We start from the raw sequence: 22,184 nt of genomic DNA on the forward strand, positions 1-22,184 counted from the left end.
GGGCATAAGTTCATCGAAAAGGGACAATAAATTTGAAATTTCGTTTACTTATCCCAACAGACTGCCACAGTTGATGGGGGGCTCCATTCGACTGCGTCCAGCTCGGCACCTTTGCAATGGAGGAATAAGCCTTCATGAGTAGGTTGAGGCTTGACCTGGCACTAATACTTGAGGTACCATTCGAATTTCTGCTGTATTATCGATTGGGCTTCTTTTTTGATGTAATCTAAAAAGGCGGCAGTCACGGGACTGTGGTTTTTGCCTTTCATCCAGACCAATTGCCACATGGTGGATTGGGGCAGGCCCTCAATGGGGTAAATCTTTAGATCTCCATTATTCAGTTCATTTTTTATCCCTATCAATGGCATAATAGAAAATCCCAGTCCTGCAATAACGGCTTGTTTGACAGCTTCATTGGAGGTGAGTTCCAGCTTTTTTGCTATAGCCCAGTGGTTTTGCTCCACAAAGGCCTCCATCATTTGGCGGGTTCCGGACCCCTTTTCCCTGTAGATCCAGTTCAATTCATCCAATTGTTCGGAGAGGGGCCTGCTCTCATCAAAACTGGCTTTGGCACTTCCTACCAGGAAGAGTTTATTCGGTAAAAGGTCGATGTGCTCCAGTTGAAGTTTGTCCGGCAAAATGGAAACCATGGAAAAATCTACTTCATTGTCTGCCAGGCTATCGATGACACGCAGTTTATTGGTGACATCCATTAGCAATTCAATACCCGGATTGCGTTTCAAAAAATCCGAAAGAAAATAGGGCATGACATATTTCGCCGTCGATACAATGGTTATTTTTAACCGGCCGGCCAATTGCCCCTTGTATTGAAGTGTTTTCTGATTGATGGCATTGACCTGATTGATGATTTCTTCGGCTGCTTTTGCGATTTCCTTTCCAAATTCGGTGATATAAATTTTCCTGCCCACCACTTCGGTCAGGGGAATGTCAAATTGATCCTGGAAATTTTTTAACTGGATTGAGATGGCAGGCTGGGTAAGGTGAAGGGCTTCAGCGGTTTTGGTTACACTTTGGGTTTGGGCTACTTTTAAAAATACCTGTAATTGATTAAGTGTATAATGCATTGCTAATAAGTAAAGGCCTGTCTTATAAATTTCTGTTAATATAAAAATCTTTATTTAACGGACAGTGTGATGGGCCTCATTATTTCATGTGTTTATGATTTTCTTTCAACCGCAACCTTTGTCAGACGGTTTAGAACCGTCAGACATGTAACATTAATGACCTATAAATTACTCAATTATAATTATCCCTCCGTGCGTCGCCTGCGTCATGCCTGTCTGCCTTTGGCAGGCTCGATTTCATGTATTTATAATTTGATTTTTAATGGAAAGGTAGCCTTTTCCGGTCTATAAACCCACACCTGCCAGAAAGCAGGTGTGGGATAATCGTGGCAATGTGCGGCACTTGTGTCAGGCCCGATTTTATACGGAAATCAATTTGAAATGGCAATTGCTGCTTTGCTGTTGTTGGTTGGAAATTTTCATTTTTAAGTGGTAAAAAGCTTCCAGCAAGGTGGCATTTTCAAATTCTCCAGCGTCAATGGCTTTAAATCCAGCCAATTCAATCCACTTTTTGAGCTTTTGTTTGTGTTCATTGTTGTCTCCACAGTAATAGGTTTCCTGAATAATCCCCAAAGGATCAGAATTGGGATAATCAAGTCCCAGATTATTGAATGCTTTGAACAGGTTTTTTCCCCCTAAAAGCTTTTTGATAGCAGAAGTATTGGATTCCAATCCTGAAGAATATACTCCATTGGTGCAGTCCACGATGATCTTATCCTGGCTTTCAGCTTGCAGCAAAAGTTGGCAAACGGTTTTCAAACAGTCGTTTTCACAACATATAAAAATCACATCTGCTTTTTGAATGGCTTCCTGATAAGGAAGTACCTTATCCGAAAGTTTATTGTAAATTTTCCACTCGATGTCTGTAATTTCGAAATCATTTTTAACACCAAAAATCACATTGATACCCCTACCCATATACCGGTTTCCCAAAGTCCTGGCAAGTTTACTTTCTCCTAAAATCGCTATATCCCTCATGTCAAAATAAATTAGCCTAAAAACTTTTTTAATACATTAAATTCAGTGAAAAGTAAACAATTAATCCTACTGAATGAAATAAAATTGTGAAAATATTGAATTATTATAATAAAATACAATTATGTTGGGCTGTATACCAAATAAACAACTATTAAATACAGGAGCAAATTACAGCCCGGAGCAGTTTGAACACCTCTTTAGCAGGTATTCCCGATTTCAGACTTCCTTAAGCCGGATGCTGACACCGCTGCCCAGCAATAGCAATCCTGCAAAAACCCAAAGCGTGATTTGTACACCAATTATTCCAGCCAATGCACCCAGGCCAGCACCGATAAGGGTGAAAATACCAATGGCTGTATTGGCAAGGGATACATAGGAAGGGCGTTCATCTTTAGGAGCAAAATCCACCAGGTACGTTTTTCTACTCAGCCGGGCACCTCCATGAGCCATCACCTGCACCAGAAATAGAAAAGCAAAAACATATACATTCTGGAGTTTTTCCGGCCAAACGGGGAAGAGGGACATGAGTAAAATGTTTATGGCCCCCAGCAGGGCAATGAACACCATCATTTTTTTACTGGATTTATCGGCAAACCTACCCCAAAACGGACTGCTGATCACATTGGCTATCCCGGCAGCAATGACCATTATGCCCAGGTGGCTTACTTCACTTCCAATCTCCTCCTTTCCCAGTATAACAAAGAAGGGCTGGGCTAGAGGAATGGCCATCAGAAGTCCCCTGCTGATGATAAATTTCCTTAAATTGGCGTCCTCCTTCCAAAATTTCCAGGCGGTTTTGATTTCCGCTGCAGGTGTCCTCCCCCCTGATGTGGCTCCCTTTTCCTCTGTAATCAAACTGAAAATAAAACCAGAAATTACCCAAAGAACGGAACCTGACAATACCAATATAAACAGTGGGTTTCGGTCATTGATTTCCGGTAAATCTGCCAGGATAATTCCTCCGGCCAATAAGGTAAACAACCCACCAAGCGTGGCCCGCAAACCTAGCATTTGACCTCTTTTTCCTTTGGGAATGGTTTTGGCCGCCACATCTTTAAAAGCGATGCTTGCCAGTCCACTACAGCAGCTGAATAAGGCCAGGAACATCAGGATCAACCAGCCCGCTGTTTCACCTTCCATCTTCAGTACCGTAAAGGCCATTCCGAGTAAAGCCAGGGCCTGAATCCAGGCTGGGATTACCCAGAACCATTTTCTGAGCGGATAGGAGCGGATTTTGGCCGAGACAAACAATTGTGGCAGTAAGGAACCGGCATCTTTGATCGGGACCAGGGCACCCGAAAAGGCGTTGGGCACACCCAAAGCAGACAGGATCCAGGGCAGCGTGGTTCCCGGGCTGACCAATTGTTCGGCTAGTTTGGAAAGGGCACCACTACTGATGTTTTTAAAAAAATTGAATGGTGTTTCTTTACAGGCTGATTCGGAAATTTGCTCGCAAACCCGCAATTCACCATCATCTGTGATCAACTCGTACGCCTTACCGGCCAGTTCTTCCTTTTTACTCATGAACGGATTAAATCAGATAGGTTTTAAATTTAAAATTAATAAGTAGGATTCACATTGTTGGATTAATCTTTGCTTTATGTAGAGATGATTTTAACTTGAAAATAATTGATTAAAGATGGATACTTACCAATTACAGATTTTAGAGAAAAAACAAGTCACGCACGATACCTATTCCTTTAAGGTTGAAAAACCCGGGGGCTACAGGTTTCAACCCGGCCAGGCTACCGAGCTGAGTTTGCTCAAGGAAGGTTGGGAGGAAGAAAAGCGTCCTTTTACCTTTACCAGTTTGCCTTCAGATGATTTTTTGGAATTTACCATTAAAACTTATGATGAGCATGAGGGGGTTACCAAAAGGCTGGGAGATGCCCTGCCAGGCGATAAGGTAGAAATAGGAGATGCCTGGGGAGCTATTGAATACAAGGGAGAAGGGGTATTCATTGCCGGTGGAGCAGGAATCACGCCTTTTATAGCTATTTTCAGGGATTTAAGACAAAAGAATAAGATTGGTAACAATGAGCTGATTTTTGCCAACAAAACCAATGATGATATTATTTTATTTGAGGAACTGAAGACAATCCTGGGACATAAGTTTCATAATATCATTGAAAAACAGGCAGATACTGCCTATGATCGGGGAAGGATAGACAAGGCCTACCTGAAAGGCAAAATAAATGATTTTAAAAACCAGCACTTCTACATCTGTGGTCCTGAGGGGTTTATGAAAGCAGTAGATAAAGCGCTAAAAGATTTAGGAGCCAATCCTGAAGCACTGGTTTTTGAGCAATAAAAGAAAAAAGGGGATTTTCGATTGCGAAAATCCCCTTTTTTTATTTTATGAAACTGCTGCTACTGCCCGATGCAGCTTTTCTTTTACTTCTTTGGCCAGTGGCTTGATGGCCTCATTACCAAGTGGTACCATGGCTGTTTCGGGATCAATGGCCGAAACTTCAAATTTTCCGTCCGGTAATTCCCTGATGCTAACATTGCATGGGAGCATGGCCGTCATGTGAGGATCAATGCTGAGTACCTTGTCAGCAAAAACAGGATTACAGGCTCCGAGAATCAGCATGGGCTTATAATCCTTATCCAGCTTCTTCTTCATTACGGATTGGATATCTATTTCCGTCAATACCCCAAAGCCCTCTGCTTTAAGGGCAGCCGTCACTTTTTCTTTGACACTTTCCATTGAAGAGGCTTCTAATATTTTATCCATGTGGTAGTTCATAGTATATGTATTTTGATGTTAAAACCTCAAGATAGTGAATCGAGAGTAAAAGAACGGTGACCATGGTCACATTGCCGGTCGGTTAAAAGTTAGACTCGTGCTGTTCGCCATCCGTGCTGTTCGCCATTTGCAATGTCGAACCCAGATAACGCAGGATTTGCAATCCTGCTGTTGTGTCCGTCAATATTTGCCTTCACGTAAAGCAAATTCGAGGCCGTTTTGGGGATTACAAATCCCCTATTATCTGTACCACAGGATTAAAAATCCCGAGGAGCGGCTGTTTGGCAATAAAGTGAGCTCAACAATTAAACGATTAACCAAATAACCCTTAACCCTTAATCGCGCTGTTCGCCATTTGCAATGTCGAACCCAGATAATGCAGGATTTGCAATCCTGCTGTTGTGCCCGTCAATATTTGCCTTCACGTAAAGCAAATTCGAGGCCGTTATGGGGATTGCAAATCCCCTATTATCTGCTCCTCGGAATTGCAAATTCCAAGGAGCGGCTGTTTCGCTATGAAGCAAGCGCAACAATTAAACAATTAACCAAATAACCCTTAACCCTTAGCCACCAGCCCTTGTTGCTTGTTCCGGTTTAACTGATCATCAACATTATGGCTATAAAATGAAAGACCGTTCCCGCCAATACGAACAAGTGCCAGATGGCATGGGCATAGCGCATTTTTTTGTTGGCATAAAAAATAACCCCGGTGGTATAGGCCAGGCCCCCGGCAGCCATCAGGATGATGATGTCCTGGGTAAGATTGGCCATCAGGGGCCGGATAAAGAACAAAAGCATCCAGCCCATGCTGAGGTACAGGACCAGGGACAGTTTGGAAAAGCGGTGGGTAAAGTAAATTTTGAAAACCAGGCCGATCAAGGTTAAACCCCAGATGATACCAAAATACACCCATCCACTGGTCCCACCTAAACCAATTAGCAAGAAGGGTGAATAAGTACCCGCAATCAAAAAATAAATGCTGATATGGTCAAAAGTGCGGAGCAGGGGCTTGATGGTTTCCGACGATATGGCATGATAAAGGGTAGAAAAGGTATACATGAGTAATATGGTGCCTCCAAAAATGCTGCAGCTCAGCACGTGGATGAGCGTTCCATTCATCACCGAAAAAACAACCAGCAGCGCTATGGCGACAATGCTAAACAATATCCCGATCAGGTGGGTAATGCTATTGGCAAATTCTTCCTTTAAGCTTTGTTTTCTTTCACCGGATCCATCCATTTTCAGTAAGTTGATTAAAAAAAACTAAATATTTGAGGAAATTGAACTACCAATTTCCAGGATTTGGAAGAAAAACAGCTGTCTGTCCCTGCTTGCGGATCAGCTTTCAGGAGAGCCATCACTTAAGAATGCTGCTGAAAAAAGCCAACACATGCAGGGTACTTCAGAAGTTTTCCACAGACAAAGGTAAATGTTTTCATTCATTCTTTTCGGGAATGAGCGGTAAGGAGAAAAAAAGAAAAAGACCCCAGAGGATGCTGAGGCCTTTTAGTAAAAATGTTGTAAGGAGTAATAAAAAAATTGTCGCTGTATTACTGCCTCAAAAGTATGCCTTTATTATTTTTTGGGGCGGAATTTTTCATTAAGGATTCTTTATTTAATCCGGGCAATATTAATAATTCAGTAACATCCCAGGAAAGCGACTTTTATTGGCCCGGTATACGTTAATTTTTGTACTTTTACGGGAAATTATGAAAGCAAGAACCATAAAAAAAGATAAAGTCAATATCATTACCATGGGTTGTTCCAAAAACCTCGTGGACTCAGAGGTATTGCTCAGCCAGCTGAAGGGGAATGGTATTGAAGCCAGACACGAATCCACTGCTGCCGATAACAATATTGTCATCATCAATACCTGTGGATTTATTGACAATGCCAAGCAGGAATCGATCAACACCATATTGGAATATGCGGCTGCCAAGGACAAGGGTCTTGTAGACAAGGTCTATGTGACAGGATGTCTTTCTCAGCGGTATAAGGATGATTTGGAGGTAGAAATTCCCCAGGTAGATGCCTTTTTTGGTACCCGGGATTTGCCGGCCCTGTTGAAGAAATTTAAAGCCGATTACAAGCATGAACTGGTAGGGGAGAGGTTGTTGAGCCATGCAGCGCACTATGCGTATATGAAGATTTCTGAAGGTTGTGACCGGCCTTGCTCATTTTGTGCCATTCCGCTGATGCGTGGGGGCCATGTCTCCCGGCCTATTGAGGAATTGGTGCAGGAAGCCAGGCACAAGGCGGCTCAGGGCACCAGGGAGCTGCTGCTGATCGCGCAAGATTCTACCTATTATGGATTGGATCTGTACAAAAAAAGGCGTTTGGCGGATCTCTTAAAGGCACTTTCCGATGTGGAGGGGATTGAGTGGATCCGCCTGCATTATGCCTATCCAACCGGCTTTCCCATGGATGTTCTGGATGTGATGGCCGAGCGTGAAAATATCTGCAATTACCTGGATATCCCCTTGCAACATGGATCCAGCTCGGTATTGAAAACCATGCGCAGGGGTACCAGCAGGGAAAAGCAGGAGGAATTGATCCAAAGCATCCGGGCAAAAATTCCCGATATTGCAATCAGGACTACATTGATCGCCGGGCATCCCGGAGAAGGGGAGGAGGAGTTTGAAGAAATGGTGGACTTTGTGGAGCGCATGCGTTTTGAGCGTCTGGGAGTTTTTACCTATTCCCATGAAGAAGATACCCACGCCCATTCGCTGGAAGACCATGTGCCGGCCAAAGTGAAACAGGAAAGGGCCAACCGGATCATGGAGGTACAGGAACAAATATCATTTGAATTGAATCAGGAGAAAGTTGGTAAAACTTTCAAAGTATTGATTGATAAAAAAGAAAGCGGTCATTTTGTGGGGAGGACGGCCTACGATTCGGTGGATGTAGACAATGAGGTATTGATTGATGCCGGCAAGTTTTACTGCAGGATCGGGGATTTTGTTTCGGTGAAAATAACCGGAGCGGCTGAATTTGACCTGTATGGAGAAGTAGTCTGACACTTTTCCCGACACATTAATTTTTATTGACCATAAGCGAAATTACCCCATGCAGTTACAGGAAGTGAGCACCAAAGCCCAGAGAGAAGAATTTATTCAAATGGCCGTCAGGTTGTACCGCAATGAAGAAAACTGGATCAGGCCCCTGGACAAGGATATAGAGGATTTGTTTCATCCGGAGACCAATAAATTGTTCAAGACGGGAGGGAAAGCGATCCGCTGGTTGCTGCTGGATGATCAGGGGAATACCATCGGCAGGAATGCGGCATTTATCAATCCCAAATGGAAGGAAAAACAGCCTACCGGAGGAATGGGTTTTTTTGAGTGCATCAATGACCCCCAGGCTGCTTTTCTTTTGTTTGATGCTGCCAGGGACTGGTTGCAGGAGCAGGGGATGGAGGCCATGGATGGTCCGGTAAACTTCGGGGAAAGGGACAAATGGTGGGGCTTATTAGTGGAAGGTTATTCCCCGCCCAATTACAATATGTATTGGAATTTCCCCTATTACAGGGCGCTTTTTGAAGCTTATGGGTTTCAGGTGTACTTTCGCCAATTTACCTATATGAGGGCGGTCAGGGGGGTGACCCTGGATCCCAAAATGGAAGAGCGGGCCAAAAATATCCTCTTAGACAAGGATTTTCAATTCCGGTACCTGAAAGGCAGGGAGTTGTGGGAGAAGTTCCCGGAATATTTCATGAAGGTCTACAATAAGGCCTGGGCCAGGCACATGGGCAAAACCATTTCTGAGAGGGAGGCCCGCCTGATGCTGACCAAAATGAAGCCTGTGATCGACCCTTACCTGGTGTATTTTGGCTTTTACAAGGGAGAGCCGGTCTCTTTTTTCATCAATATACCGGAGATCAATCAGTTGTTCAAGTACGTGAATGGCAAGCTGGACCTGATGGGTAAGTTAAAATTTATATGGAACAAGACCTTCAATCCACCCAATAAAATGTTGGGTCTGGTATTTGGGGTCGTGCCAGAATTTCAGGGAAAAGGGGTGGAAAGTGCCATGATAACGGAGTACCGGGACAACATTGCCGAAAAGAAGCTCTCCTACAAAACCATTGAAATGAACTGGATTGGAGACTTTAATCCCAAGATGATGCGGGTTTGTGAGCAGCTGAATGCTTCAATCTACAAGACCCACCATACCTATCGTTACCTGTTTGACCGGGAGAAACCTTTTGAAAGGCATCCTGTTTTTAAATAAAGAAATCAGGATGGCGGTGGGTTTTTTGCAATAAAGAGGTGTTCGTTGTATCAGGATTATGCCTCGAAATCAACTATTATTCCTTTAATTATCTGTTCTTTTGCCTTGATGCAAAAGAACCAAAAAATCAAGACAAAAAAATCCTTCCCCCCGCAATCCTCCCGCACCCTCCCGAAAAAAATCGGGACAGGCCACTGACTACCGTCAGGACAGGCTCGGTTTTTTGTCGGGCCTGCGCACTTTGCGTATATAAATATGAATCTTCGATTTCTATTAATTTTTTCGGTGGTTTTCCTCTATAAAATCGGAATTTAATATGTCATCGGTAGACTTAACATTTTATAAAATGCAGAAATCGGGGTGACGATTCGGTTTATTATTATGTTGATTTTCAGGTATTTAACAAACACGGCATCGGTAATAGGCAAATCCCTCCGCCGCGGCGGAGGGCATAGCTTGTCCCGACCAGAGTCGGGAGGGGATTTTTTCGGTAACATCTTAAATATCAATACGTTAATTATTGCTTAATTTGAAATCTTTACCTTTTAAAAAGCGCAGCAATCGGGATGACGATGTGGGTTATTATCATGTCGATTTTCAACGACTTAACAAACACGTCATCGGTAGACCTAACATTTTAAAAAAAGCAGAAATCGGGATCAGGATGTATTTTTTTAACTCATTAAATTTTTATCATTTGAATACTTTTCTAAATAGCCCTTACAGGTACGCTCCGGTTCAGATCGCTTCGCTGCACTCGCGATGACGTAGAAAACGTCATCGGTAGGCTTTAAGGGGGCTTTTTACAGCGGAAACTGTGGGAATCCTGAGTAAAACGAGATTGCCAAACCATAGCTACCGAAAAAAGGTTCGCAGTGATGATGTAGCCGGTTTTAAAATCGTTCTTGAATCAAACATTGTTAATGTAAAACATAAAAAACAATTGTCATGGTTGATATAATGTATGCCCGGTTAAAATACTAAATTGGCAGTTTTTAATGGCTGGTTGAATCGCTTTTCTTTGGGACTTCTTCTAGGAGCCTCAAAGAAAAAATCCTCAAGGCGGAATAATTCAATTGAATTAGGCACTTTTCCAGTAATAAAAACCAAACTATATTGGCAGGAAAGACCTTTTTAATGGGAAAAGAATATAAGCCTCTCTCCCTAATTGATTTTCAAAAAAGTTTCGAGAAAAACATTTCTGTTATTCGGTAATGGCAACTATGAATATTTAATCAATTGCCTGCTGCTTTAGCTGTAGGCAATATGGGCTCTGTCAGCATCATTGGCTTTAGCCAAATATAGATGGCTCAAATCCGGATTTCACTATAAACTCCTCATACCTGGTATGTTTTTCCCTTATGGCGCTCAGTATCTTGCTGAACTAAATATCTTTTAGTTTATTTTGAGTTATTAGCTAAAACCTAATTCAATGATATTTTTTTTACCTTTTAAACTTATTTTTTGATGAATTTTTGCCTTTCCTGATAATTGACGTTGTCCAGGTGGAGGATGTACGAACCGTTTTTTAATTGGGACAGATCCATTTCATAGGAGCGGACCTTCTCCGGCACCTGAAAGGCATCGAAAAGAAACCCGTCCATTCCCACTACCTGTATGTGACTGACACCGCTAAGCCCTGGGGCCAGGCGTAAACGGCTCCTACCTGTAGTCGGGTTGGGGAAAAGGATCATTTTATGTGGCACCACAAAGCTTACCCTGTTGGTAGGGTGGTTCCGGCTATCCAGCAGGGCCCTAACCTCATACCTTCCGGGAGGAAGGGTGGTCAGCCTGGCCTGCCATTCCAGGTCGTTTTTCTTCTCCCATACCAGGTTCATTCTTTCCAGCCGGGTGTCGCCGGACAAGCCTATGAGCTGAGATTTGCCAATGGGACTGTTGGTGCTTACGGTAAGCAGTGTCTCTTCTTCCAACTGCCTGACCCTAAGGTTTGCCTGCAGGGAATTGTTTTTATCGGAATGGGCCAATTCGATCAGGAGCGGCTTGGAGGATAAAGGGAGCATGAGCTTGCCTTGCTCGTAAGTTACTTCAGCCGGCTCGCCGTTGGGGTCGAGCCCAGAGAGGTGCCAGGCCTGGGCAGCAACATTTTCACTTGGAAGGGAAAAGGTCACCGCCAGGGAATCATCCCCGCTGACGGGCCGCCAGGCGAGCAGGTGGGACAAGGCTCCCTCCTTGTCTCTTAACTGATAAATATGGGCCTGATCATCTTCCCGGATCACATCATCGAAATACAGATCAGCCATCCTGTTTTGCATGGCTTCTGCGGCAATGAAGGACCTTTTTTCCTTGAAATTATAATAAATCGACTCCGTGAGTCCCGATCTTTCGTAATTGACCGGGCTATTTCCGGGCAGGGTGTCCACATTGGCATAGAAAAACCAATGGGCCCGGTCCACGCCCATTCTGCTCAGCCAAAACAGGCCCCGTAGCGCATAAACTGCCTGGGAGAGGGGGCTGACGGCTTCGGTATTGACAGCGGATTCGTTGGCGCTGGAGGCATCCCAGCCCCATTCGGTTACGTGCACCTCTTTTCCGGGCATGTTTTTGTCTCTGAACCGCAAACCTGCAAAAAGGGCCCTCATTTCAGAAGCCGGATGTTCGGGATGAACGGCCAGCCGAACATCCGCTTCATTTCGGAAATAACTGTACAGGTGTAAATTGATACCATCCAGGTGGGCTGCGGCTTTTTCGGAAAGTTTGGTGCCCATGTAATGTTTGATGCTGCCTGTGTTGCTGCTCTCCGGCTGGTAGGCCTGTAAAGCGGCAGGAAGCACCTTCAGTTCAGGATCTCCGGTTTTCAGGCCTTTGGCCATCCCTTCCAATATCAGGCGGTAAGTGGAATCACTGTAAGACCAGGGTTCATTTCCCACTTCTACCGTTCGGATGAGGTTTTCATGATTTGGGCCAAAAGTGGTTGCAAAAGCATATCCCAGGTCATGCCCGGAGGTATAAGGCTGGTCCCAGTCCGATTCTTTAAACCGATCAAAGGTGTAAGTGGCATCGACGGTAAACCCTTTGTTTTTCCAATCGGAATATTCCTGAATCCATTGGGTCCAGGGGAGCCGCACATCCGGGTTTTCCCCGCCGTAGCCCGGTATGTGATCCGGGTCGCTGGTATCCCAGTGGATGTTGTGGTAATTTCTGGCCTGACTGGCAGTGCGGATGAATTTTTGGGCTCCCTCATTGAGTCCCTGCAGATTGGGTACTTTCTTTGTGCCCCAGGCCCAGACCGTATTGAGTCCGAAGAGTTCACCAAAACTATTGCTTTGGGGTTTTGGAGATGGTGGAGGTCCGAAACTACCGTATTCATCCAAAATGCTGATTTCCTGTATACTTGCTTTTTTGTAGTTCTCGTCTGCCAGTTGTTGCTCCATGCGGATATACCTGGCAAGGATTGGTTCTTCAGGTTGTACATTGAGCATTTCCAGCTTTGAGGGATCCAATGTTGCGATAAGGTGGAGGTCTTCCAGGGATTTTCCCGCTTTCAAGAGGGTTTTCAGGGCAGTACCGTTTCCATTCCACTGCCTGGTCCTGATCCAGGATACTGATTTTTCCTCACCCAGGTCCAGGGTGATGTATTCCGAAAGCGGAGCCGCATAAGCTGCGATTTCCTGAATGCTGAAGGCTGCTCCGGAAGAAAGCTTTACTGCTACGGCATCTTTCAGGTCAATGGGAAACCGGAGGTGGCCCTGATCATAGACCTCATAGGTATGCCGGACGGTTTCTCCCTCCTGTGAGCGTACCTCGATAAGTACCGGCAGGGAAAATCCGGCAGCCAATCGCAATCCCAGCCGGTAAATGGGTGTGGATGCCAGGTCCAGTCTAAACCATGCTTCTCCTGCTATGGGTTCGATCAATGGACTGCTGTTGCCCAAAAGCCCATCAGTGGCTTTTGCCATGGGGGCTTCATTGCTCGCATAGCCGCTGCTACCGAGAAAAATATTTTGTTCCGGATTGCGCACATAGGCGTCGGGAAGGGGATTGGTTGAGATCCAGGCGGTGGAAGGATTCCCGTCCAGGACGCTTAGGGGGCTGTTGTTGTTCAGGTTTACACTTGAACTGGCAGTTACGGAAGCCCGGTCGGAAAGGGGTAAATACAAGCCGGCATCCGGATCCCAGGGGGATGGGGGATCAACTTCCGGAACAGGCTCACCAAATACTTCCAGTTCAAAAATGGCGGCCTTGTTGTAATCCCTGCCGACCAGTCTGTGGGCTATGCGCAGGTACCTGGCCACTATAGGGCTGTCAAAAGAGGTGAGGACTGCAGCGGGATCATTGGTCTCCAGGTTGGCGACCACTTCCAAACTGTCTGCAGCTGTTCCCAAAAGCAGCTGTGTGGCCTGGCTGCTGTTATGACCTGACCAATGTTTGCTTTTTACCTGACTGATCAATTGGGGGCTTCCCAGGTCTATGGTGATGTATTCCTGTGCGGGAGCTTCCATGGCCGCGATGTCAAAGATAAAAAAAGGATGGGGGCTTTGAAGCCGGATGCTGAGGATATTTTCCAGGTTTACCTCAAACCTGACATTGGCGTAGTTTTGATAGGATCCATAGGTCAGGGTAGTCAACTCTCCTGACTGCTGTTCCAGCAGGATGTCTACTTTCTCCTTTACGCCGCCCAGTTTCAGCCCGATCAGGTATATGTTTTGGGCTTGATTGAGATGAATCGCTGCGGATGCATATCCCTGCACCAGCGGTACGGAACCCGTATGAGAACCCAGGTTACCATCTGTTGCAGCCTGGAGCATGGTAGTGCCATCGGCCAGGAGCTGCCGGTGGAGTAAGATATTTTGGGCAGGATTGGAAAAATAATTGGAGGGGAAAGGGTGGCTGGAAGTCCATGAAGTATTCCAATTTCCGTCCAGCACATTTGCCGGATCAGAGGAGCCAATGGAAGAACTTGCACTAATGCTTACCACTGAAATTTTAAGAGGATTGTCTTCGGATGCCAGGGCTACATTAGCCTGAATGAGCAAAAAACAAGGGGCGAAAAAAGCCCGGGTCAATAGCGAAAGCCTTGAAATCATAGCATTTATTTTCTTTTGGGGACCGAAGAAAGCGGTATAGCCTGTGCAAGTGCCTGACCTGCGGGTGAAATGATCGCGGAAATTTACTCAGGAAATGCTTCATTTGTACCTGCATCCTGAAAAATAAATCTTTCTTTTTGTGAAAACCTGATGGACATTTCAAAATGCTTTTATTTATTGCGTTCTAAAACGGCCAGATCATGATAAGGAAAAAATATTTGACTTTAATGCTCTTTTCTTTGGGGCTGTTCATACAGGTGGAGGCGCAAGAACAGTTGGATAAGCAGCAGCGCCCCGATTTTCAGCAGCTACTGGATTCGGCTGGGGTCCATGGTGTTTTGCTGCTGGCAGACTTTCAGGGCAGCAGGCTGTATTCCAATGACTTTTCCCTGGCGGAAGAGGGCCAGCTGCCCGCTTCTACCTTCAAAATTCCCCATTCCCTGATAGCCCTGGATTTGGGCATGGTGGAAGATGAATCCACGGTATTTCCCTGGAACGGAGAGGAAAGAGCCATGTCCCAATGGGAGCAGGATCTGACGTTCAGGCAGGCATTTCACCTGTCCTGTGTGCCCTGTTATCGGGGAATCGCCCGGCAGATAGGGGTGGAGCGAATGAGGGATTACCTGGATCGCCTGGATTATGGGCACATGGATGTGTCGGAGCAAAACCTGGATCAATTCTGGCTGCGGGGGCAGTCCCGGATCAGCCCGATGGAGCAGCTGGGTTTTTTAAGAAAGCTGTACGAAGGAGACCTGCGCCTGGCACCGGAAACCCTGTCTGTTTTTCGGGAGATGATGGTGGTGGAAGAAACCGATAGCTACCGGCTGAGCGGGAAGACCGGCTGGTCGGTTGCCCAGGGCGTAGACAATGGCTGGTTTGTGGGATATTTGGAAAAAGGGGGCAGCGTTTATTTTTTTGCCAGTAATCTGGCACCCGGGCCCGAAACCAGCGATGCCGATTTTCTACAGGCCAGAAAAGGGCTGACGATGGAGGCGCTGCAGGTGCTGGGGATTTTATGAGCGGGTATTTTAGGATAGATTTTTAAGTCCTTCGTCGCTATGGACCACAATTTCGGTTATATTCTTTTGTTTTAGCCAAGTAGGTGGCGTCATCTGAAACGGATACCCTATTCAAACCAGGATGGTATGTATTTGAAAACAAACGTTTATAAACGTTTACAAACGACTATAAATATTTAACATACGGCTATCCTCTACGTCTTTTTTTTATTGGCGAAAAAAAAGCATGGAAAAGCTAATTCTTTACAGGCCAAACCCGAGATCCGGACGGTTTAAAGTGTATATCCCTTATTCATTTAAAAGGGAGAGAGCGCAATTTAAATCCATAAACGGGAGTTTTTACCACCCAAGTCAGCGTTTGTGGAGTCTGGTAAATACTGAAAAAAATATGGAAACGGTTAAGAATCTCTTTGGTGAAAAACTGGAGATTTGTGAATCATCAGGGCAATCGGCTAAAATGCCGGTTTTTGTCCTGAATGAAAAAAGTCAGCAGGAATTGGACCGCCTTCACCAAAAATTGGTACTAATGGGTTTTAGCCCCTCTACGGTAGGCAATTACAAAAGTGCCTTTTCAAAATTCCTGAAATTTTTTGAATCCAGGGATTTACTGGAGCTAAGCAAGGAAGAGATCGAAGGCTTTGTATACCATCAGGTAAGTAAATACAAGCTTTCCGAGTCTTCCCAAAACAGCCTTATCAATGGGATAAAAGCCTATTTTGAACATGTATTGGGCAGGCCAAGGGAATACTATGAAATCCAACGCCCAAAACGAAGCAACAGTTTGCCCAATGTATTGAGCAAGGAAGAAGTGGCAAGCCTGATACAACATACTGAAAATCAAAAACACCGCACGATCTTATTAACCATCTATAGCGCAGGATTGCGGATCAGCGAAGCCATTAAACTACGGATCTGCGACATACATTCGGAGGAGGGATACCTTTTTATCAAGGGATCAAAGAATAAAAAGGATCGCAAAACAGTACTTTCCCCGATTTTATTGCAGGAACTCCGTGCGTATTACAAGACTTACCGGCCGTCCTATTGGGTATTTGAAGGACAGGATGGGGGGCAATACTCGGCCACGAGTATACAGGCAGTATTCCGTAAGGCTGTCAAAGAAAGTGGGATCAATCCCTGGGCAACGGTGCACACTTTACGGCATAGTTTCGCCACTCATCTGCTTCAGTCGGGGACCAATTTGAGGATGATTCAGGTATTATTGGGGCATAGCCGGTCCACGACCACGGAGATTTACAGCCATATCCTGGCCGTTTCCAATAAAAATGTAGTATCACCACTTGATTCCTTGTCCGAAATCCTTAATTTATCCGGTGAAAACCGGGAAAGGGATGTTGGACATAAACCATATACACGCAACTCCCCACCCAAAACATAGCTTTATACAATTGTTGGGCAACATGCAAAAAGCCGACCGCACATTCAGGCACATTTGGTTTAGCCGACACACAAAGCCAACGCAAAAAACCAAAAGAGCCTGAATCTTTGCCAACGCTCGACAGGAAATTGATAAATTGACAAAGGAATAATGGAGTGAAATGAAAAAGGACAAATACTTACAAATATTTAATTACCTCAAAGAGTTCTCGAAACTTAGAAGTAACCCTGTCCGCGACATTGACGCTCAAGAAACACAATATCCTGAGAAATTTTGGCTGAACGACATTCCCGAAAATGAGCTTTTTGAAAACATTATCAGAACCGACTTCAACGAAGACAACGACTATTGGTTAAAAGTAAGAAAGCCTAAAGAGCCAACGAAACCAGAATTTGCTAAGCTTCCAGAAAACCTGGAAAAATGGATTGACAAGCCGACATTATTAAATGAAGAAGATGAACCCAAGTTAAAGGAATCACTTGAAATCAATGGAGAAACTCTTTCAATTGAAGATTTCCCAGAACTTGAAAAAGAATTACAGCAATACATAGACAAAAAATGGATTGATGATCTAATAGAATATAACGAGAAACTCGAAGCATACAGAACTGAACATGAGAAGTATGAGAAATTAAACTCTGTCTACAAACAACTTTTCCGAATATTCAACAAGACCCAGCAATTTGGAGAAGAGTACGAATTAGTGGTTGGTGTCGGACTATTGAACTTCAAAGAAAATGATGAAAGACCGAAGATTTTCAGACATATTTTAACCCAAAGAGTCGATATTAACTTCGAGTATTCTCAAAAAGACTCGCAAATTTTCGTTTCACCAAACTTAGAATCTACACCCCAAATTGAAACTGATTCGATCCTTGACTTATTTGACCAGTTCGATTCGCAAAACATCATAGATGCTGAAAAGTCGGTAGAGAACTACATTAAAGAGAAAAACATTGAAACAATTTTTGGTAACACAGAAGATGCCCTACAAATGTTTGCAGAAAGGGTTTCTCCTGATGGCAGCTATAACCATTTAATTGAAAAGCCAAATAGAACACATTCAAAACCAAATATCACATTTTCCCCAGCTCTCTTACTTAGAAAAAGGAATACTCGAAGCTTTACCGCTCTATATGAGAAGATATTAGAGAATATTGAAAATGGTAATGATAGCCTTGAAATTCCGACAATAAATGACCTTATAGGCATCCATCCAGACATTGAAGATGATATTTCTTCACCAGATAACTCATTTAATGATTCACAGATTGAGCCAATCTTTTTCCCGAAGGAATACAATGACGAACAATTAGAGATTGTTGAAAAATCCAAAAAAAACAATAAAGTTCTCGTTCAAGGCCCTCCAGGCACAGGAAAGTCACACACTATTGCCAATTTAATTTGTCACTTGCTCGCAAACGGTAAAAAGGTTCTAATTACCGCCTATACAAAAAGAGCATTGGAAGTTTTAAAAGATAAACTCCCACCCGAATTTCAAGATTTGGCAGTAAACCTTTTGAGTGGGGATTCATCTTCCATCCAAGACTTACAATCAAGTGTCAACGCCATAAATGATGAATTATCAAGAGCCAATCTAACTCAATATCAATCACAAATTCATGAGTTTGAAAATGAACTAAAGAAGACGAGAGAATCAATCGCTGAAACCTCTAACAGTCTTGTCAAGATTAAGGAAAAAGCAACACGAAAACAGGAGATTAACGAAAAATACAAAGGAACTTTAACTGAAATTGCTGAGAGCCTTGAAAGAGATACTCCATTATTCGAATGGTACGAAGACGATTTTAGTAATATTGAAAATAATGAGTTGCTTTCACGCTTAACGGAATTCATTCAACTGCATGAAAATTACAAGCAAATAGAGACTGATGAATTTGTTTTTGAAATACCTGATCCCAATAAATTACTTACTGCTGTCCAGTTAAAGGAATATTCAGGTCTTACTGCTAAGCTTGCTAATGGCTCTTTTCCAAAAGATGCTAACCTTAAACTTTCATGTTCAGATTTTGACCAACTATTTCAACAGCTAAATAACCTTCAAAACTTTTACAACGAAGTAGATAAATTCCAGATTGACTTCACTTCTTCTGTTATAGAATCCTTTTTGAAAGGCAGAAATCAGGAATGGTTGCAAATATTGAATCAGTCAAAGTCAGTGCTCGAAAAGTTCGAAAAGCATGATTTACGACAGATTGATAAGGATATTGAAGTCTCTTATCCTCAGGACAAAAGTTTAAAGCAACTTAAAAATGATGCTCAAGTACTTCTTGCATACTTAAATGAAGGTAATCCGTTATCAGGATTTACTTTTTCAATTAAAAAGCCATTTCTACCAAGAGAAATAAAAGAACGTCTTTATTTTATTGAAGCGGTTCGTGTCAATGGAAGTCCTTGCGATACCATTGAAGAGTATGAAACTGTATTGAATGATATTTCTTTTCGACAAGACTTTATTGAGCTATCAGAAATTTGGGGAAAAGAAGAGCCAAAAGGAAACTTACTATTCAAGAAGATTTCATTTTTCAAGCAAATTCATAATGAAGTGCTTCGCTTATCAAAGTTAATAGAAGAAGCAAAAGCAGTGAAATTGGCTATTGAATCTATTAGCAATTTGCAGATAAAACTTTTTGATGATGAAGACCTAAAGACATCTATTCTCAAAGCCGAGTATAGCAAACTAAAAGAGAGTATTTCGGAGTTTGATGAGTTAATTAATCAATCTACCGCATATCTGAATAATTATGTTCCAAAAGGCTACCACCCAATTAAGAAAAACATAATTGAAGCATACAACAACCTTGACTTCCACACTTATGAAGAATTACTGAACAGAATTGAAAAGCTAGCTTATGGAAAAGAGAATTTTGTGAATTTCAAAAATTTACGTTCAGAGCTTTATTCTAAAATCCCATCCACAACACAATTGGTAGAGGACGATTCCTTTTCAGCTAAGGATGTAGAAAATTTAAAACAAGCAATCTATTTCAGAAATGCGCAACATCAACTTGAAAAGTTGATGGATGTCAATTATGAAAATCAACTCATTCAAAACCTTAATGAATTAGAACGGAAGGAAAGGAAACTGACTGCAAAGCTCGCTTCAAAGAAAGCATGGTATAAAGTTGTTGAAGGTTTACAACAAAACCGCTCTTTAAGACAGCATTTAGATGCTTGGGTAATGGCAGTAAAGAAAATTGGTAAGACGGGAAAAGGAAAAAGAGCGATGAAGTTTCGGAAAATTGCTCAACAAGAAATGGAACATTGCAAAGATTCTGTGCCTTGTTGGATTATGCCTTTATACAAGGTTGCCGAAACGATACAGCCTGAACAAGAAATGTACGATTATGTAATTATTGATGAGGCCAGTCAACTTGGGCCTGATGCAATATTCCTGCTCTACATTACAAAGAATATTATAATCGTTGGAGATGACAAGCAGACTTCACCTGAATATGTTGGTGTGGATGCAAACACTATGACACCTCACATAAAGCGTCATCTAAATGGAATCCCGTTTTCTGATTATTACGGTACGGAGTTTAGCTTTTTCGACCATGCTAAATTTTTCTGTGATGGAGTTACCGTTCTTAGAGAACATTTCAGATGTATGCCTGAAATAATTGAATTTTCAAATCGTCATTTTTATGCCCCTGATGGAAAAGGGCTTTATCCACTTAAACAATATTCAGAAAATCGGCTTGAACCATTGATGGCAGAGTTTTGTCCCAATGGCTACACTGAAGGCAGAGGCTCAAGAATTATAAATGAGCCAGAGGCAAATCACATTGCTGAAACAATTGGGAAGTTAGTCGAAGACGAAAACTATAATGGGAAGACAATCGGAGTGATAACCCTTCAGGGAAATCAGCAAGCAAGTGTGATTGAAAACCTACTCTTGAAAAGAGTTGGAGAAAAGGAATTTCATAAGCGTAAAATTGTTTGCGGGAACTCTTCATCCTTTCAGGGTGATGAAAGGGATATTATCTTTTTAAGCTTGGTTACTGCTCACAATCACAATAGGTCAGCACTTGTGAAACCAGAAGACGAAAGACGGTTCAATGTTGCAGTAAGTCGAGCCAAAGAGCAGATTTTTTTATTCCATTCGGTGCAGTTAGACGATTTGAGTAATACAAATGATTTGCGCTACAAACTATTAGACCATTTCAAAAATTACAACTCGTATCAACCGATTTTCAACACGCCAATAGAAAGGCGAATGGGAACACAACCAGAGCCTTTCGACAGTTGGTTTGAAGTTGACGTTTACAATGATATTGTAAGGAAGCAACTGAGCATAATTCCTCAATACGAAGTGGCGAAAGGTCGATACAAGATTGATATGGTTGCTCTACTACCTGATGGAACTAAAATAGCAATTGAGTGTGATGGGGATAAGTGGCATGGACCCGAACAGCATCAAAATGACATTATGCGCCAAAAAGTACTTGAAAGATGCGGTTGGCAGTTCTTTAGAATTCGTGGCTATGAGTATTATACCAACAGAGAGAAAGCATTAGAACCCCTTTGGAACATGATTCCTGTATTTGAAGAGAAAGAGATAGAACCCCTTTCAGATTATGGCTATCAGGAATCTAATATTCAACAGGAAAAAGAAGTAAGAGCGGATGATTCATTAGATATGCAAAGTTCAGATTTAGTCATTGACGCATATGATGAAGAAACTCCCGAAGAACAATTTGAACCGATTGATTCACGACCAAGAACGGATAAAATACTTCGATACTTCAACCTATTTAAATCAGGGACATATATTCTGACAGATAAAGAGCCATTGGAAGCTGATTATGTAATTCCAATACAAGAAATTTACCAGACAGGTTTTCTTCTACAATGCTATAAGTCAGGTCATGTCAATAAAGTCCATATTCCAATACTTCTTTCAAGGAGAATTGGGAAAGAATATATGAATGGTTTAAACAAAGATGGGGAATTGGTGCATATCGAAGCTGTTGAAACTGAAAAAATCATTGGCATTTACTTCAATGAGAATGGTCGTAGAAAATTCAAAGCGCATTTGACCGAAAACATTTCGACACGGGAGCAACTTCACTTACAAGGCTACAAAGTAATTTACAATGATTTTGAACGAATAGATTACAATGTCTTGCCTTTAGATATCTACAATGACATCAGTCGATTAGTATTCCAAAGTTTTACTGCCAATGGAAAACCAGTTGATAATAATTATTACGAATCTGAATGGTCTATAATTAAACGGCATTCGAAAAAAGACCAAGAACAAGTAGTGGAACGAGTAGAATTCATTCCAAATTCTCTCTTTGACAATAGAGTCGAACTTAATAGCACAGTTAAAATCAAATTCCTAAGTAATGAAAAGGAATTGAAAGTAAAATTGGTGGACTATCCTACTAATGGTGCTGAAATTATTGATGGAGTGCAAATAGTAAATATTATGAAACCTTTAGCTGCTTCAATAAAAGGTAGAACAATTGGAGACAGGGTAACAATAGGCGACACAAAAAGTGAAGTTGAAATAATTGAAATAAGATAACCAATGACTCCAACGTTCAACAGCCACACACATTGCCAAGCCGCTCAAAGCCAACGCAGCAGCCAAAGCTTGTCAAAGAGTGTGTCTGAGCCAACGCACGGACAGAAAAGAAAAAGCAC

At 42.7% G+C, this 22,184-nt stretch carries 12 protein-coding genes; 6 read left to right on the forward strand and 6 right to left on the reverse strand.

The window, feature by feature from the left end; genetic code table 11:
* Positions 1-161 precede the first annotated feature (161 nt).
* The 3 genes from G9Q97_RS03690 to G9Q97_RS03700 form a co-directional block, all read right to left on the reverse strand.
* Positions 162-1,085, reverse strand: coding sequence for a LysR family transcriptional regulator (locus G9Q97_RS03690; protein WP_166143234.1), 924 nt, complete (start codon positions 1,083-1,085; stop codon positions 162-164).
* Positions 1,086-1,445: 360 nt separating this feature from the next.
* A complete protein-coding gene (locus G9Q97_RS03695; protein ID WP_166143236.1) occupies positions 1,446-2,063 on the reverse strand; it encodes an NADPH-dependent F420 reductase in 618 nt (205 codons plus the stop codon).
* 216 nt (positions 2,064-2,279) lie between these two features.
* A complete protein-coding gene (locus G9Q97_RS03700; protein ID WP_166143238.1) occupies positions 2,280-3,587 on the reverse strand; it encodes an MFS transporter in 1,308 nt (435 codons plus the stop codon).
* A 115-nt stretch (positions 3,588-3,702) separates the two neighbouring features.
* On the opposite strand from G9Q97_RS03700, the gene G9Q97_RS03705 reads away from it, so the two are divergent.
* Positions 3,703-4,374: an FAD-binding oxidoreductase gene (locus tag G9Q97_RS03705; RefSeq protein ID WP_166143240.1), complete on the forward strand. Its 672-nt coding sequence runs from the start codon at positions 3,703-3,705 to the stop codon at positions 4,372-4,374.
* A 45-nt stretch (positions 4,375-4,419) separates the two neighbouring features.
* Here G9Q97_RS03705 and G9Q97_RS03710 read toward each other — a convergent pair whose 3' ends face one another.
* Complete coding sequence (locus G9Q97_RS03710) at positions 4,420-4,812, reverse strand: DUF302 domain-containing protein (RefSeq protein WP_166143242.1); 393 nt, start codon at positions 4,810-4,812, stop codon at positions 4,420-4,422.
* Between the two features lie 594 nt (positions 4,813-5,406).
* Positions 5,407-6,051: a PAQR family membrane homeostasis protein TrhA gene (trhA, locus tag G9Q97_RS03715; RefSeq protein WP_166143244.1), complete on the reverse strand. Its 645-nt coding sequence runs from the start codon at positions 6,049-6,051 to the stop codon at positions 5,407-5,409.
* Between the two features lie 470 nt (positions 6,052-6,521).
* Here trhA and rimO point away from each other — a divergent pair, with 470 nt between their 5' ends.
* A complete protein-coding gene (gene rimO / locus G9Q97_RS03720) occupies positions 6,522-7,832 on the forward strand; it encodes a 30S ribosomal protein S12 methylthiotransferase RimO (protein ID WP_166143246.1) in 1,311 nt (436 codons plus the stop codon).
* A gap of 49 nt (positions 7,833-7,881) precedes the next feature.
* Positions 7,882-9,045 carry a hypothetical protein gene (locus G9Q97_RS03725; protein WP_166143248.1) on the forward strand — a complete coding sequence of 388 codons (1,164 nt, stop codon included), beginning with the start codon at positions 7,882-7,884 and terminating at the stop codon, positions 9,043-9,045.
* Positions 9,046-10,502: 1,457 nt separating this feature from the next.
* Here G9Q97_RS03725 and G9Q97_RS03730 read toward each other — a convergent pair.
* Positions 10,503-14,090 carry a T9SS type A sorting domain-containing protein gene (locus G9Q97_RS03730; protein WP_166143250.1) on the reverse strand — a complete coding sequence of 1,196 codons (3,588 nt, stop codon included), beginning with the start codon at positions 14,088-14,090 and terminating at the stop codon, positions 10,503-10,505.
* Between the two features lie 200 nt (positions 14,091-14,290).
* Between G9Q97_RS03730 and blaOXA the strand changes: the two genes are divergently transcribed.
* The 3 genes from blaOXA to G9Q97_RS03745 all read left to right on the forward strand — a co-directional run bounded on the left by blaOXA (position 14,291) and on the right by G9Q97_RS03745 (position 22,065).
* On the forward strand, positions 14,291-15,109 hold the full coding sequence (blaOXA, locus tag G9Q97_RS03735; protein ID WP_166143252.1) for a class D beta-lactamase: 819 nt from the start codon (positions 14,291-14,293) through the stop codon (positions 15,107-15,109).
* A gap of 226 nt (positions 15,110-15,335) precedes the next feature.
* Entirely contained in the window at positions 15,336-16,508 is a 1,173-nt protein-coding gene (locus G9Q97_RS03740) for a tyrosine-type recombinase/integrase (protein WP_166143254.1), read from the forward strand.
* Between the two features lie 160 nt (positions 16,509-16,668).
* Positions 16,669-22,065 carry an AAA domain-containing protein gene (locus G9Q97_RS03745; protein WP_166143256.1) on the forward strand — a complete coding sequence of 1,799 codons (5,397 nt, stop codon included), beginning with the start codon at positions 16,669-16,671 and terminating at the stop codon, positions 22,063-22,065.
* Positions 22,066-22,184 lie beyond the last annotated feature (119 nt).

Origin of the sequence: Cyclobacterium plantarum, from assembly GCF_011290685.1 — a bacterium.
GTDB classification, from domain to species: Bacteria; Bacteroidota; Bacteroidia; order Cytophagales; family Cyclobacteriaceae; genus Cyclobacterium; species Cyclobacterium plantarum.